At 63.2% G+C, this 14,328-nt stretch carries 16 protein-coding genes; 3 read left to right on the top strand and 13 right to left on the bottom strand.

Features of this window, described 5'->3' with window-relative positions:
• Positions 1-77 precede the first annotated feature (77 nt).
• Positions 78-563, top strand: coding sequence for an RDD family protein (locus FHU29_RS00830; protein ID WP_064440723.1), 486 nt, complete (start codon positions 78-80; stop codon positions 561-563).
• 28 nt (positions 564-591) lie between these two features.
• On the opposite strand, the gene FHU29_RS00825 is transcribed toward FHU29_RS00830, so the two are convergent.
• From FHU29_RS00825 to FHU29_RS00800, 6 genes are all read right to left on the bottom strand, one after another.
• A complete protein-coding gene (locus tag FHU29_RS00825) occupies positions 592-1,116 on the bottom strand; it encodes a VldE C-terminal domain-containing protein (RefSeq protein WP_157095160.1) in 525 nt (174 codons plus the stop codon).
• A gap of 331 nt (positions 1,117-1,447) precedes the next feature.
• The gene (locus FHU29_RS00820; protein WP_064440721.1) at positions 1,448-2,815 is read right to left on the bottom strand and encodes a maltokinase N-terminal cap-like domain-containing protein; all 1,368 of its coding nucleotides are present in this window, start codon (positions 2,813-2,815) and stop codon (positions 1,448-1,450) included.
• Entirely contained in the window at positions 2,812-4,554 is a 1,743-nt protein-coding gene (treS, locus tag FHU29_RS00815) for a maltose alpha-D-glucosyltransferase (protein ID WP_221194731.1), read from the bottom strand. The genes FHU29_RS00820 and treS overlap by 4 nt, the downstream gene beginning before the upstream one ends.
• Positions 4,555-5,038: 484 nt before the next feature.
• Positions 5,039-5,347 carry a hypothetical protein gene (locus tag FHU29_RS00810; RefSeq protein ID WP_064440783.1) on the bottom strand — a complete coding sequence of 103 codons (309 nt, stop codon included), beginning with the start codon at positions 5,345-5,347 and terminating at the stop codon, positions 5,039-5,041.
• A gap of 77 nt (positions 5,348-5,424) precedes the next feature.
• Complete coding sequence (gene scnC, locus FHU29_RS00805; RefSeq protein ID WP_064440719.1) at positions 5,425-6,132, bottom strand: thiocyanate hydrolase subunit gamma; 708 nt, start codon at positions 6,130-6,132, stop codon at positions 5,425-5,427.
• Positions 6,133-6,185: 53 nt separating this feature from the next.
• Positions 6,186-7,025, bottom strand: coding sequence for a nitrile hydratase subunit beta (locus FHU29_RS00800; protein ID WP_064440718.1), 840 nt, complete (start codon positions 7,023-7,025; stop codon positions 6,186-6,188).
• A gap of 364 nt (positions 7,026-7,389) precedes the next feature.
• Here FHU29_RS00800 and FHU29_RS00795 point away from each other — a divergent pair, with 364 nt between their 5' ends.
• Complete coding sequence (locus FHU29_RS00795; protein ID WP_064440717.1) at positions 7,390-7,953, top strand: YdeI/OmpD-associated family protein; 564 nt, start codon at positions 7,390-7,392, stop codon at positions 7,951-7,953.
• A 58-nt stretch (positions 7,954-8,011) separates the two neighbouring features.
• Positions 8,012-8,713: a CDP-alcohol phosphatidyltransferase family protein gene (locus FHU29_RS00790; RefSeq protein ID WP_232322980.1), complete on the top strand. Its 702-nt coding sequence runs from the start codon at positions 8,012-8,014 to the stop codon at positions 8,711-8,713.
• Here the strand turns inward: FHU29_RS00790 and FHU29_RS00785 are convergent.
• From FHU29_RS00785 to FHU29_RS00755, 7 genes are read right to left on the bottom strand one after another with little or no spacing between them, the layout of a single operon-like run.
• Entirely contained in the window at positions 8,668-9,636 is a 969-nt protein-coding gene (locus tag FHU29_RS00785; RefSeq protein WP_183377435.1) for a class I SAM-dependent methyltransferase, read from the bottom strand. The two genes, FHU29_RS00790 and FHU29_RS00785, sit on opposite strands and share 46 nt — an antisense overlap.
• Entirely contained in the window at positions 9,581-10,312 is a 732-nt protein-coding gene (locus FHU29_RS00780; RefSeq protein WP_232322979.1) for a class I SAM-dependent methyltransferase, read from the bottom strand. Before FHU29_RS00780 ends, FHU29_RS00785 begins: the two co-directional genes overlap by 56 nt.
• Complete coding sequence (locus FHU29_RS00775; protein WP_064440715.1) at positions 10,309-10,998, bottom strand: RibD family protein; 690 nt, start codon at positions 10,996-10,998, stop codon at positions 10,309-10,311. Before FHU29_RS00775 ends, FHU29_RS00780 begins: the two co-directional genes overlap by 4 nt.
• A complete protein-coding gene (locus tag FHU29_RS00770; RefSeq protein WP_064440714.1) occupies positions 10,991-11,860 on the bottom strand; it encodes a lysylphosphatidylglycerol synthase transmembrane domain-containing protein in 870 nt (289 codons plus the stop codon). The genes FHU29_RS00775 and FHU29_RS00770 overlap by 8 nt, the downstream gene beginning before the upstream one ends.
• The gene (locus FHU29_RS00765) at positions 11,857-12,870 is read right to left on the bottom strand and encodes a glycosyltransferase family 4 protein (RefSeq protein ID WP_064440713.1); all 1,014 of its coding nucleotides are present in this window, start codon (positions 12,868-12,870) and stop codon (positions 11,857-11,859) included. Before FHU29_RS00765 ends, FHU29_RS00770 begins: the two co-directional genes overlap by 4 nt.
• Positions 12,867-13,265 carry a 6-pyruvoyl trahydropterin synthase family protein gene (locus tag FHU29_RS00760; protein WP_064440712.1) on the bottom strand — a complete coding sequence of 133 codons (399 nt, stop codon included), beginning with the start codon at positions 13,263-13,265 and terminating at the stop codon, positions 12,867-12,869. The genes FHU29_RS00765 and FHU29_RS00760 overlap by 4 nt, the downstream gene beginning before the upstream one ends.
• Positions 13,243-14,274, bottom strand: coding sequence for a zinc-dependent alcohol dehydrogenase (locus tag FHU29_RS00755; RefSeq protein WP_083962357.1), 1,032 nt, complete (start codon positions 14,272-14,274; stop codon positions 13,243-13,245). The genes FHU29_RS00760 and FHU29_RS00755 overlap by 23 nt, the downstream gene beginning before the upstream one ends.
• Positions 14,275-14,328: the final 54 nt, after the last annotated feature.

The raw sequence follows: 14,328 nt of genomic DNA, 5'->3' as shown, positions 1-14,328 counted from the left end.
TCTCACCAGAAGGCACTCAGAAATGCTTTCAAGTGACCGAGACGGATAGACACGCAACAGAGGCAAGGTGAATCACCATGAGCAGTGGCGGATACGATCCGGAGACTAACCCGCAGTTCGCCGGCACCGGATTCGGAACCAAGCCGGCGGGAGTCGCACCTCGCGGTATTGCGCGCCTCATCGACTGGGTGATCGCGGGGATCCTCGGCGCCATAGTCTTCTGGCTCCTCCGCCAAGGCGGCGAAGTCCCAGCCTGGGCGGCACTTCTCCCCGGTGCTGGATTCGGGTTTCTCTATTTCTTGGTGTTCGAAGTGACGACAGGCTCGACACCCGGCAAGAAAGTCCTTGGACTGCACGTCATGGGTTCCGGCGGTCGCTCGAAACCAAGCCTGAAAGAATCCGCAGTCCGCAACGCGTACATGCTGCTGAATCTCATTTCGTTCGTCGGCTCGCTGCTGTGGCTCATCGCCGTGGTGGCGATTGGCTTCACAATCAGCACGAGCTCCGCGAAACAGGGCTTCCACGACCGCATCGCCGGCGGCACACAGGTCGTCAAGAAATAGGGGTCGTCAAGATTAAGGCAGGTGTGGTTCAGTGGAAGCTGACGTGCACATGGTCGTAATGGTTCTCAGTCACTGAACCGCGGTCTTCCATCTGCTTCCACTCGCCACCTGGATAGCGGATGCGCTGGCGCCAGATTACGTATGTGACCCCGAACTCCGCGGCATGAGCAAGCGCGAACTCCGCTATCGCGTCACCGATATCGCTACTGATCATGAAATCGACAGCGCGCCCGTGTCCGTGATCGCCGCCGTCGCCAGGCCGTAGGCCACCGAAGGCGCCCACCTGAGGGAACAGCGCGCACACCGCGCGGTAGGCCATGGCGGCGTTGGCGGTCAGGCCCAGACTCTCCGCGGAGCCAAACGGGCACTCCCGCTGCGCGATGTCGACCACACTCGGCGGCCGGGGAGGGGCTTCGACGACTGGCGGGGGTGGTGGCGCTATCGTCCTCGGCGAGAAACTCTGCGCAGCCTCAAGGGCAAGAACGCCAACAGTGGCGCGTTCGCTGGACATGGGCGAGGGCGCTTCAGCGACCGCCACATTGGTGGATGCCAAAACAATTCCAAGGGCTACCGCTACTTGTCCGCGCATCCTTGCTAAAGGGAGCCGGTGCATTTCCACGTCATGTCCTTTCGAGGCCAAATCGCTTCCAGAACATACGTACTGCTTGAGGGAAATGCAAAGTTGATCTTTGTTGGTGAATTTCGGGCGGACCTCGACATAATTAGGTGCTGACCAGCTTTTTCCCGCCAATGACAAGCCCGATTGGAGCGTCCTGCTATGCGACGAGGATCACCTATAACGGTTCGATATCCTCGCAATTGGGCGCCCGCTTACGCCACGCTTTAGGACGTAAATACTCCGCCTCAGCAGCGGAAGGAATCGATCAGTTCGCAGTCAGTCTGGCGAGTGCGCCCAACGGGATCGGCAGCCAGCTTGGCCGGTTTTGCTGCTCATACCCCACCTCGTAGACGACCTTGTCCAGTTCAAATGCACGCAATTCGGCGTGGTGCTCGCGCAGGTCGCGTGTTTCGCCACCCGCCGCGGTGTATCCCTCACAGAACGCCGCACAGTTACGTTCCACCCACTCTTCGGCCCGGACTTCGCGCTGATGTTCACCGCGCGCATCGCCCTCACCAACATGAAGGTGGTGTGCCGCGTAGTCGAACGAACGCAGCATCCCCGCAACATCACGAAGCGGGCTCCCCAGCGCCGACCGGTCCGCAAGGGTCGCCGCGGGCTCTCCTTCGAAGTCAATGAGCACCCAGCCCGACGTGGTGCGCAGAACCTGCCCTAAGTGCAGATCGCCATGGATTTGCTGCAGAACCAACGGGGTTGCGTTTAGTTCATCGAACGCCGCACGCACCGTAGTTTCGTGCTCGGCAATCTCAGGCACCTGCTTGAGCACCTTATCGAGACGAGCGTGCATCGACGCCACCATATTCGCGACCTGTTCGGGGCTCGCGGCGCTACTCCCCCCGACACGTGCCAGATCGGCGTGCACCGCCGCTACTGCAGCGCCCAGGCGGCGCGCTTCACCAGCGAAATCACCGCCGACTTCCGAAGCATGTAAGTCTCCCTCAGCCATCAAGTCCCGTACGCTCGCGCTCGCCGCAGCCCAGCCCTCCGTTGCGTCCGGTAAGTACTGCTGCAGGAAACCCAGAACCGTGTCTCGCGCCTGAATGCTGCCCAACGGCGTTGCTATATGGGGGCTGCCCGCGGCATGCAGCAGGCGGTGCAGCTCAAGATCGCGCTGCTTGCCAGGAAGCGGCCGACGGTAAAGCTTGAGAATGTACGCGTCGCCGAATATCAGCGACGTGTTGCTCTGCTCCGCGCCGACACTCCTGGGGCGCAACCCAGTCTTCAGCCCCGTGTTCGGCCCGGTACCAGGCTCAGGCGCGAACACCACGCCGTGACGGTCAGCCCGGGCAGCGAAGAAGTCCAGCAGCGGGGCCAAGAGCGCTGGGTCCACTGAGGCATCGAATGCAGCGAGTTCGCCTACGTTGCCGATCACCTCGATATACTCCGCAGGCTCGCTCGCCAGGCCGATCAGGAGTTGATAAGTATCGGCGATATCCTGCTGCCGTACCGTCACCAAAGCGTGCACCACTCCGGGATCGCCGTCTTCCAGCCACACAGAGGCCTGGGGTTCGACGGCATCGATCGAGCGGTTTTTGCTGGCGAACCAGCGCTGCCGTGGCAGCCATTCGCGCAATGGCTCCGCCAGTGAGGTCACGATCTCATCGGCTTTCACTGCGCGTCGCCACCCTCGACCGCGTCGGTGACCTGGAACCAGTAGAAGCCATGACCCGGAAGCGTCAACAGGTAAGGAAGCTCCCCTATCACGGGGAATCTCACGCCACCGGTCAGTTCGGTGGGCTGCCGACCCGCGTACCTGGAAAGGTCCAGTTCTACGGGCTGAGGGAAGCGGGACAGGTTGTTCACGCACAACACCAGATCGTCCCCGTCGGCCGGATCGTTGTAGTGACGCAAGTACGCGAGGACGCTCGGGTTCGAGGAGCCAAGCTCAATGAACTCACCCAGTCCGAAAGCGTGGTGCTGGCGCCGAATCTCAAGCATGCGGCGCGTCCAGTACAGCAGGGACGACGCATTATTCAGGTGCGCCTCGACGTTGACGCTCTGGTAGCCGTAGACAGGGTCCGCGATAGGCGGGAGATACATGCGTCCAGGGTTGCAAGTCGAGAAACCGGCATTGCGATCCGGAGTCCACTGCATCGGTGTGCGGACCGCATCCCGGTCCCCGAGCCAGATGTTGTCACCCATACCGATCTCGTCGCCGTAGTACAGAACCGGAGATCCTGGCAGTGACAACAACATCGCGGTGAACAACTCCATCTGATTGATGTCGTTGTCGAGCAACGGCGCAAGCCGTCTGCGGATGCCGATGTTCGCCTTCATGCGCGGGTCTGTGGCGTACTCGGAGTACATATAGTCACGCTCGTCGTCGGTGACCATCTCCAGCGTCAGCTCGTCGTGGTTACGCAGAAAGATCCCCCACTGCGCCCCAGCAGGTATGGGCGGCGTCTGTGCCAGGATTTCTGAGATCGGATAGCGCGATTCCCGCCGGACGGCCATGAAGATGCGCGGCATGAGCGGGAAGTGGAAGGCCATGTGGCACTCGTCCCCGCCCACGGCGGGGTCGCCGAAGTACGCGACGACGTCGGACGGCCACTGGTTGGCCTCCGCAAGCAGCACCCTGCCCGGGAATTCGTCGTCGACCACCTTCCGGCAGTGCTTGAGGAACTCATGCGTGCGCGGCAGATTTTCGCAATTCGTCCCCTCCTCTTCGAACAGGTACGGGACCGCATCCAGCCGGAAACCGTCGATGCCGAGGTCAAGCCAGAACCTCAGGACATCGATCATCGCCTCACCGACCTCGGGGTTCTCATAGTTGAGGTCGGGCTGATGCGAGAAGAACCGGTGCCAGTAGAACTGACCGCGAACGGGATCGTATGTCCAGTTCGACGACTCCGTGTCGACGAAGATTATCCGCGCGTCGGGATACCCCGTGTCAGTGTCGGACCACACATAAAAGTCGCCATACGGACCGTCCGGATGATTGCGTGATTCCTGAAACCAGGGGTGAGCGTCCGAAGTGTGGTTGAGAACAAGGTCAGTGATGACGCGGATATTGCGCCGATGCGCGTGCTCAAGGAGGTAAACAAAGTCATCGACGGTGCCGAACTCGGGCAGCACGGCACGGAAATCGGAAATATCGTACCCGCCATCACGCAGTGGCGACGCGTAAAAGGGCGGCAGCCACAAGCAGTCGACGCCTAGCCATTGCAAGTAATCAAGCTTGTCGACGAGGCCCCGCATGTCGCCGGTGCCATCGTTGTTGGAATCATGGAAGGCGCGGACCAGCACCTCGTAAAAGACCGCGGTTTTGTACCACTCCGGTTCGCGTTTCGCCTCTCTCGCATGTGCGAACTCGTTGGCCTGCGGCTCAACCAGATGGCCGTCGTCAGTCATTTCCTCGCCGGTATGCGGAACACCCTCGAGTCCCAGGGCCGCATCGGGGCGTCGTTCGTGCGTTGGGATTGCCATCGCGGCACCGACTTCCCTTGATCGTTTCGCGGTCTCCCCCTACGTTGCTACCCAATCGCACGCACCGCAAGCATCTTGTGAAACATGCCGGATTCGCACTGATACCTACGCTAGTGAGTGCGCACGCTCCTCCACGAACAGCGATTGGCTCCCTCGAGCGACCGGGCTGGCTATGTCGTGGATTCGCGCCTGTGCAACCCCGTTCCCTGACCGCCAAGTGTGGTGGTGGCTTCCAGCGCAACCCAACTGCCGACGGGTTCACGTTCAAGACTGATCGTGAACCTGAGCTCCACAGCATCGGAACTGGGTGCGGCAGACGTTCCAAGGCACGAACAAGGACAGCTTCGAGTGCGCTGCCGTGGATGCTCCCGCCGTCCCACGGGCCGCGCTTGAGTGACGTGCCGCGTTGTTACGCCTCCAGTCTGGCCCGGATGCTCGCGAGTCTTTCCTTTAGTTCCGTCTCACTGATGAGGCCGCGAACCACGAGGGAATGCGCTAACGCGACGAGCTGATTCTCGGGATACGGCAGGCTTGCATACGACGATTCAGATAGGGCATCTTCCTCATCACGTCGCTCTTTGAAATTGGGGACGCTCGTATCGCACGCGGAGTGGTCGAGAGCGTCGCACATGCCGTCGAGGCTGGTCTTCCACGGCGGCACAGGATTAGTGACGCCATACTTGGCGGCCATGCGCGGCCAGATCTGATTCCGTTCCATGATGCTTTTCAGTGGCGCGATATCGATATCGCTGATTGAGCGCGGATCGTTCGGCGTACTCACTTGTGACTGCTCCGTCAGGTGGCTGGGTGGATAGCTGGACGGGTGTCGGTGATGACGTTGGTCGTTACGCCAGGCTTGGGCAGCGCAACCCCGATCAGGCAGTCGCGCGTGACAATTTCCGCGAGCTGGTCTTCGTCCCACCCATCGGTCCCCTCCGGACGGAGCGGCATCACCATAAATCGGTGCTTCTGGTTGGAGTCCTGCACGCGGATTGCAATATCATCGGGCAGATACAGTCCGAACTCGGCGAGCACCTGGCGCGGCCAGCGAACCAGACGCCGACGATAGTTAGGTGTGCGATACCACTCGGGTGAATTGCCAAGAATGGGTCGCGGGTAGCACGAGCACAGTGCGCAGACGATTACATTGTGCAGTGTTGGTGTGTCCTCGAGGATCTCAAACGCGGTGAAGTCGCTCGGCGTGCCGAAGCCGGTAGGTTCCATCCAGTCCACACCGACTTCTTTACTGGCGGCCATCGGGTCGGCGAGCGCGAGCGTTTTGAAATCGGGGTCCAGCCACGCCCGGGCAACCAGGTTCGCGGCCGGCGTGGGGCCGATCTGCTCGGCGAACTCGGTGAACCGACGATGCTCCTCGGCGGTGAAAATGCCCTTCTCAATGCACAGTTCGCGCAGGGCGATCTCCAGGACTTCGAAGTCGGTTATTTCGTCCACCATTGGCGCAACAGTGCGCTCGTGATCGTGATCGTGATCGTGGCCGCTCATGGGATCCCTTTCTGACAAGGTGCCGGATCAGTGGAAACGGAAGGGACCGTCGCCTAGGTTGCTGCTTTCAGCCAGCGTTCGGGCAACTCCGTTTGCAGGCTGTCGTCCGTCGTGCCTGTGTAGCCGTGCCACAACTCCGCCATGTTGAACCGGACGACGTAGAACCATTCCGCCTTCGCATCGGGCCGGTCCCAGGTCTCGTCCTCTGCGGCTGGGCTCTCGTACGCAACGGAAGCGATCTCCCCTTTGGCGCCGCGCACGTATTCAGGGGTGCGGGTATACAGCAGGGCGGGCAGTTCGCGCACCACCACTGGATCGCCGACCTGGAACTTCGGTTCACCGGCCTGGCCGGCATACACCTGCGGATCACCCTTGCCGACCGCATGCAGGTGGTGCTTGTTGCGTTTGACCTGAGAACCGTCACCCTCGAACTTGGGGTGCGCCGCGATCGCCTTGCCGTCGAGACCGCCCTCATACCGGGCCGCTACCTCGGCCATCCGTTCACTCAGCTCGCCGAGGCCAACGTAGTGTTTCTCGACAAGCACGCGGGCGACCGCCAACAGCCAGCGACCGTAGTACGGAATCCCCAGGTAGACCGCGCGCCCCACATCGACATTGCCCATCCGGCGCCGCTCTTCCGACAACCAGATCCCGCGCCAGGCGAGAACCTCGCAGATCACATAGGTGTTGTGCTCCCACACCTCGTACTGCTTGTTCTCGTACTTCATCGGCGCATCCGGTTCGCCGCCCACGTCGTGAACCGTCTTCATGTACGCGTTGAACCGCTCGTGGTCGAGGAGATCCGGAGTTGGTGCCTCCGGAATCTCCGGATAGGAGGATTTAAGCCGGGCCACCAAATCAAGACGGGCTGCACGTTCCGCCGCTGTGCTCATGAAAGCTCCCATCGATGCGGGGAAAGGGGACTACTGAAGATCTGATGAGGGTCTTAGAAGACACCCGGGTGCTTGTCGTATCACCCTGGGCAGGCCCATGGCCGCCATGCACGGCTGGCGACGAAGTAGCTTCGCTACAACGTTTCACAAAGACAAATTTATGCCTCATGAGCTGCTGGCGTATAGGTTTCTCAACAAACTGTTCGAGGCAGAGCCAGGGACTGCTTAGCAGTCTCATCCTGGCATTGCCGGACAGTCGGCCAGCGTCCGCTAATTCCCGGCTTGGAAACCGGGGTATTCCGCGTGCGTCCGGCCTGCGAAAAGCGCTTACGCTGACATAAACGGAACCTCCAGGAGCAGTGCAATGACCAAGGAACCGACTGTCGAAAACACATCCGCTTCGTCGGCGATCGTCTTCGACGGGCGCGTGCAGAAAGTCGGTGACCGGGCAATTCTGCGGTTCCCCGACAAGACGAGCGCACAACTGCCGTCGCGTGGACAGGTCGCGGTAAAGGCCGTGTTGAATGGGCACTCCTTTGAAACGGTTGTCGAACCTGATGGCATGCGGGGCCATTGGCTTCCGATCGAGAATTCGCTGGTCGACCTTCTCGCCCTCGATGCCAACGATCCGGTGACGCTCGAAGTCGAACCGACCAAAGACTGGCCAGAGCCCGAACTGCCCGACGACTTCCGTGCCGCTCTGCTCGAGGCTCCAGATATCGCAGAGGAATGGCGCACCATCACGTCGATGGCGCGCTGGGAATGGGTGCGCTGGATCAACGCCACGAAGAACCCACAGACGCGCGCGCGTCGCGTCGCGGTCAGCATCTCGAAACTGCGCTCTGGCAAACGACGCCCGTGCTGTTTCGATCTCTCGTCATGCACCGACCCGGAATTGTCGAAAAGTGGCAAGCTCGCAGGCGCGTGACCATCTTTGATGCCCCGAAATCGACCTCGTCGGCGATACGCCCCTGTAGAGAGGAAACGTGGCATTGCTTCGAGCGTGGGTGCTGATCGGCTTCGCCGCGCAGCTGGTGTTGCTGGCTGTCCTTGCCGGCTTCGTCCGCGTGAGCGCGCTGGGATGGCTGGTCGGACTCGCATTCGGTGCTGTGGTCAACGTATTGGTCGCGAAGTTGCTCGACCGTGAAGGTCTTACCTCGCTCGGGCCGGCGAACCAGGTCACGCTCGCGAGGGCCATCCTGGTCGGCAGCGTCGCCGCGCTCGTGGTCAGCGGATTCAGCACCGACATCCCGCCCGCCCTGCTCGTAGGCCTCACCGTGCCCGCCCTGATCCTCGACGGAGTCGACGGCTGGGTCGCACGGCGCACCCGGTCGGTGTCGGCGACGGGCGCTCTGTTCGACCAGGAGGTCGACGCGTTCCTGATCCTCGTCCTGAGCATCCACGTCAGCAGAGCGCTCGGCGCCTGGGTGTTGGTGATCGGGCTGGCCCGCTATGCGCTCTGGGCTGCCGAGCGGCTGTGGCCATGGCTGCGTAAGCCCGTACCTCCACGCTACTGGGGCAAGGTGGTGGCGGCGGTGCAAGGCATCGCGCTGATCATCGCGGCCGCGGACGTGCTGCCGCCGGTCGCCAACATCATCATCGTCGGCGTTGCGCTGGTGCTGTTGTGTGAGTCGTTCGGTCGCTACATACTCTGGCTGTGGGGCGAGCGACCCACGAAATCGAGCTGATGTGCGATGTAGACCAACTCCCCCGCGGCCAGTTGTCGGCGGCGCTCGGCCAGCCAATCGGCAAGCTCCGCGGCTCCCACCCAATCCTGGCGAACCCGCAAAGCGTCCCGGATCGTGTCGAGGATGATGCGCACGAAGTAAGCCTCTTCGGCCGGATAGCTCCCGTCCGGTCCCGGGTACACGGCCCAGTCCGACGACCCTGCTGCCAGCGCGGGCGCCCCCGCGTCCCGCAGGTGGTGAAACAGTCGTCGACCCGTGCGGCTTTCCCCCGCCGGACGTCCGTAGCGGACTCGCTCGTCCATGTCGCGGTGATAGGCCCGCAGGACCTGGTCGTCCGCGGAGTGAGAGGGCTCGAAGATGCTTTCGCCGTCGTAGTTGATCGTGAACCAGTAGACGCCGCCGGGGACGAGAAGCTGCAGCAAGCCGGGCAGGACCGTCGGCACGTCCACCAAGTCGAGGACGGCGTTGGCGATCAGCACATCCGCCCGCACCTCGTGAGCGGCCTCCACGTAACTCCCGAGCTCGGCCTGCACGAGGCGCACCCGAAGATCGCCCACCTGAAGCCCATCAGGCAGTAATTCGATACGCAGACCGCGAGCGGCCGCCCAATCGGACAGCCATTGGCGAGAAGAATCCAGCAACTCCCGGTCGGCGTCCAGGAGGATGTACTCGCCAACGCTGACCACTCCCCAGTCCATCAGGCGGGCCACCATCGTTCCGAGCCCAGCGCCGACCTCCAGCACTCGCGGCGCATCTGCGGGCATCAGCCGGCGCAACTCGTCCAGGACATGTCGGTTGAGCGCCCGGTCGTCCACGGTCGTCTTCGCCACCAGATAACCCGCATAGTCAAAGGTCATTTCTCGGCCGTCATTTCTGGGCCACCATCGCGAACTTGCGCACCCGCCCGCTGCCCAGCCAGTCACTCCACAGCTCATGGGACGTGATCAGATCGGCGGTAGCCTGCGTCCCGATCTCAGCGGCGATCTCACTGCGATGCGCTCCATAGCTGAGAAGCAGCGCAGTCGCTATCGCGTGATGCGAGGAGCTGCAGTCCTGCTGCCAGGTCACAGTCAGCCCAACGTTGCCCAGTACGGCCGTCAGTTCCGCAAGCTCGATGGGCCAGACAGTATCGGCGGCGGGCATCAGCTCCTGCTCCCGGTGGGTGAGCGGGCGGCCTTCCTCGACGGTGAAGGCGAAACGCCCATCCGGCTCCAGCACGCGCGCCACCTCACGAACGAGGGCGTCTTTGTCGCGGAACGCGAGCATCGTCTCCAGCAGAAAAACCACCTCGAAGGGGCCATCGGGCAGCGGCGGGATTTCGAGCTGCTCGAAACGGCACCGTAGGTCTTCGGCCCGCTCCCGTGCGGTGGACAGTGAGCTTGCGGAGCGATCGATGCCCAAGTAGTTGCACCCGAACTCCGCGCTGATCATCCGGCCGGGACCAGCGACCCCGCAGCACAGATCGAGCACTGAGACGCCGAGACCGACCCGGGCCTGGCGAGCCAGCTGCCGGACCTCGCCGCCCGACACAAAACTCTCCTGGCCGACATACTCGTCCGCGGGGAACGCGCTCGCCCGCGCCCGTTCCAGCGCGCTCACGTGGCGAATCGCGGTGAGAGCGCATAGCGCAACAGGACGACGTCGCCGATCTGACGAGTTTCGGCAAGCGTGGCGCGGTGGCCCGGATTCCACGGGAACTGTCCGTCGCCGACAAATCGGCAGCCTCGTGAATCACCGACGAAGAACGGCGCCACGACTAGTTGCAGCTCATCAGCCAGACCAGCCGTGAGGAATTGGGTGAGGATCGTTCGTCCACCTTCGACCATCAGCCGGCGAACCCCTCGGTCGCCCAAATCGCTGATCAACCACTGCATGTCAACGCCTTCACCTGCATCGACAACCGAGGCCACCGATTCGAGCCGTCGGGCCGCCTCTGTTGCGCTGGCAGTCGCGCAGTAAACGATCTTGTCGGCTGGACCGAAAGTGAAGAAGCTCGCAGCGGCGTCCAGGAGACCCCGGCGAGTTACCGTGACCTTGATCGGCGATGGCGACAACCCGCTTGCGACTCGCTGTTCCCGACGTTCGGCTGATCGAACCAGCAGCCTGGGGTTGTCTTTGCGGATGGTGTTCGCGCCGACGAGGAGCGCATCGCAGGACGCCCGAACGTCGTCGACCCGGTCAAAGTCGGCGTCATTGGACAGCAGAAGGCGTGGGGCTGTTGCGGTGTCGAGGTAGCCGTCGAGCGACATGCTGCAACTGAGCAGTGTGTAGGGACGTTCAGCCATGCGCGGACGATCCTTCGATGAGTTCAACAGATCTCTGCGGCCTTCGATGTGGGACCAACAGCATGATCGCACCGGGAAGTGCTGCGGCGATGGTGAATACGCCAAATGCGGTGGAGACGGCAAGCCCTTGTGCGCCGCCGAGCCCGGCCGCTCCGAACGCCCAAACGGCCGCGCCCTCGCGCGGTCCCCAGCCGCCGACATTGAACGGAAGTGCCGCCACCACCAACACCAGCAAGGTCAGGGGCAGAAGGTGCGCCATCGAGACGTCGACTCCAACGGTGTGGGCGGCGAGGACGAAGATCGCGGCGTGGCCCACCACGACGGCTATTGATGCGAGCACGATTCCCGGCCACGCGCGCGGGACGAGGCCCAACCGCCCTACCACCGCAATCAGCCCGACGAGGACAACAGAGACTATGGCAAGCACCGCCACAGGCACCGGGGACGGCAGAACGGCAAGCGCCACGACGGTCAGCGAAATCAACGCGAGTTGCCCGGCGACGCGTTCCTCCACGACCGCTCGTCCCGCACGCGGCACAGTGCCGACATCCAAACCATGCCGCACGGCGCGGTGAACGTCGCCGAGTACACCACCGGGAAGCGCGATATTGAGGAACTGCGACTTGTAGTAGGCGGCAACGGCATCCCGCATGGGAAGTTTGAGGGCGAGGCCGTCTGCCACGAGCCGCCACCGCCACGCTGAACACACCGTGGTGGCGAGGGCGATTGTCGCCGCGATGGCGATCGACGGAATGCTGACGGCCTGAAAGCCCGCCACAAATGGTCCGGTACCGAACTGAACCACCAGTAGGACGAGGATCGCGACAGCGACCGCGACCTGTAGGAAAACGCGCACTTTCATCCGGCGAGTACCTCGGCAACTCGCTCGGTGGTTGCCTGCCATGTGGGCAGCGAACTCCGGCGGTCCCGCGCCGCGCTGCGGAGCCGGTGACGGAGCTGAGAATCCTGCAACCAGCGAGCCAATTCTGCGGCCAGTGCGCCGGCGTCACCCGGCGGTACAAACAGGCCAGGCGAAGTACCGTCAGCGGCGGTACCGACGGCCTCGGGGATGCCGCCCACCTCGGACGCCAACACGGGAACGCCCCGGGCAAGCGCCTCGCAGATCACCATTCCGTACGTCTCGCCCCGCGATGCCAGCACGAGTAGATCGGCAGTGGCGTACTTCTTCGAAACGGCGTCGGTGTCGAGCGCCCCGGTGAAGGTGACGCGACCGGCGATCCGCGAGGTGTGCAACTGCTGCCGCAGACGATCGACGAAGACGGGTTCACGATCCAGCGGACCAGCGAGGGTGCAATGCCATGACAGTTCGGCGATGCGGTCCAGCGCGTCGAGCAGAAGGTCGTGACCCTTGTGTTCGGCGACTGTCGCCACGCACAACAGCTGTCGCCCCTCCGGACTTCCACGTGCGAGTTCAGCGGAGTCCACGCCGGGATGGGCCACGTGCACGCAACCGGCCTCCAGACCGTACTCGGCCAGCAGCTTCTCCCGCGTCCAGCGGCTGGTAGTGACGATTGAGTCGGCTACCCAAAGCACTTCGCGCTCAAGTTGGTTCTCGGGGAGCATGTGCACCAACACAACCAGCCGAAGGCGTCTGGCCGCCGACACAAGAACCTGCGGCATGGCAGAGACGATGATGCCGTCGACGAGCACCACCGAGTCGTCCGGAATCTCGGCCGTCACCTCGGTGACTTCAACGCCCCCGAGCCGCGGCCAGCAGCCCGCGACCGGCTGGACGCATACCTGCCACCCCAGCCGGGTGAGCCCCTCCGCGATCCGACGGTCGTAGTAATTGCCGCCGCTCGGACGGGCTGGATCGTCGAAGCCCTCGGGCACCAGGAGATGAACGGTCATGGTGTTCGTTCGTACGACGCCCACGCCACATGCGACTCACGAAGCGTCACCATGATCCCGGCAAGCCCGGAAGCACTTTCGCCGAGCTCGCCAGCATGAATGCGGTCCACCAGCCGGTCAGCTACGAGCTTCGCGAGCACCTCGGTGGTGGTGTTCGTGCCCGCCAGGGACGGATCGTCGTCGAGGTTCCGATAGTTCAGGTCCGAGAGCACCGAGTGCAATGCAGTAGTCGCAGCGCCGATATCGACGACGATGCCGTTCGGGTCGAGTTCGGTCCGGCGGAACGTCGCATCGACGACGTACGTGGCGCCATGCAACTTCTGCGCGGGCCCGAACACCTCGCCACGCAGGCTGTGCGCGATCATCATGTGCTCACGCACCGTCACACTGAACACTGCTTTCACTCCCTTCGTAGGTGATCACGTGGCACAGGCCTGGCAGCGAACCGAGCTTTGCCATCGTTTCGGGCAACTGATCAAACGGCGACCTGCTGCTCAGCAGTGCGTCAAAGGCCGGGTCTCGGAGAAGTTCCAGGGCAAGTTTGCGCCGCTCCGTGTTCGTTCGGCTCGTCCTACGAACCGGAGCGACCAGGCCGACTTGGCTGGAACGGATTGCCAGCCGCCGCGAATGGAACGCTCCGCCAAGCGGGACCTGGACGTCGGTATCGCCGTACCAGCTCACTTCGATCACTTCCCCCTCGGTGGCCAGCAACTGCAAAGCCAACCACAACCCTTCGGCCGTCGCAGTGGCGTGGATGACGCGATCCTGATCCCGAGGTGCGTCGCCGGCCTGCGCGAACTCGACACCCAGCGCTGCCGCGACCTCGGCACGTGAGGTGTCCACATCGACGAGCGTGACCGAAACTTCGGGAAACTTGGCGAGCAGCCGGGCCACGCAGCAGCCGATCATCCCGGCACCCACGACCGTGACCCGATCACCGATGAGCGGCGGCGCGTCCCAGAGCACGTTCACCGCCGTCTCCACTGCGCCGGTGAGTGCCGCCCGCGCGGGCGGGACGTCGTCCGGCACGACGACCACGGCATCGGCGGGGACAACGTAACGGGTCTGGTGTGGGTAGAGGCAGAACACCGTGCGACCTACCAGGTGCGCCGGCCCCTCCTCGACTTCCCCGACATTGAGGTAGCCGTACTTCACCGGCCCTGGGAAGTCCCCGTCCTGAAATGGCGCCCGCATCGCCTGATGCTGGTCGGCCGGGACGCCGCCGCGAAACACCAGCATCTCGGTACCGCGGCTGATCCCACTGAACAGGGTTCGGACCAGCACCTCGTCGGGATTCGCGGGTGGCAGCCGAACGTCGCGGAGCTCGCCCAGCCCGGGGGCACGCACCCAGTAAGCACGTGCGTCGCCCTCAGACATCGGCCCTCCGAATAGCTTTCGTTCCATGGCCCGTGCACCGTGTATACCACGTCGGTAGGGCCGAAACGTGGCATTGCTCTG

This window comes from Hoyosella altamirensis (genome assembly GCF_014191505.1).
Classification (GTDB): domain Bacteria; phylum Actinomycetota; class Actinomycetes; order Mycobacteriales; family Mycobacteriaceae; genus Hoyosella; species Hoyosella altamirensis.
This window is presented reverse-complemented; position numbering and strand designations above follow the sequence as displayed.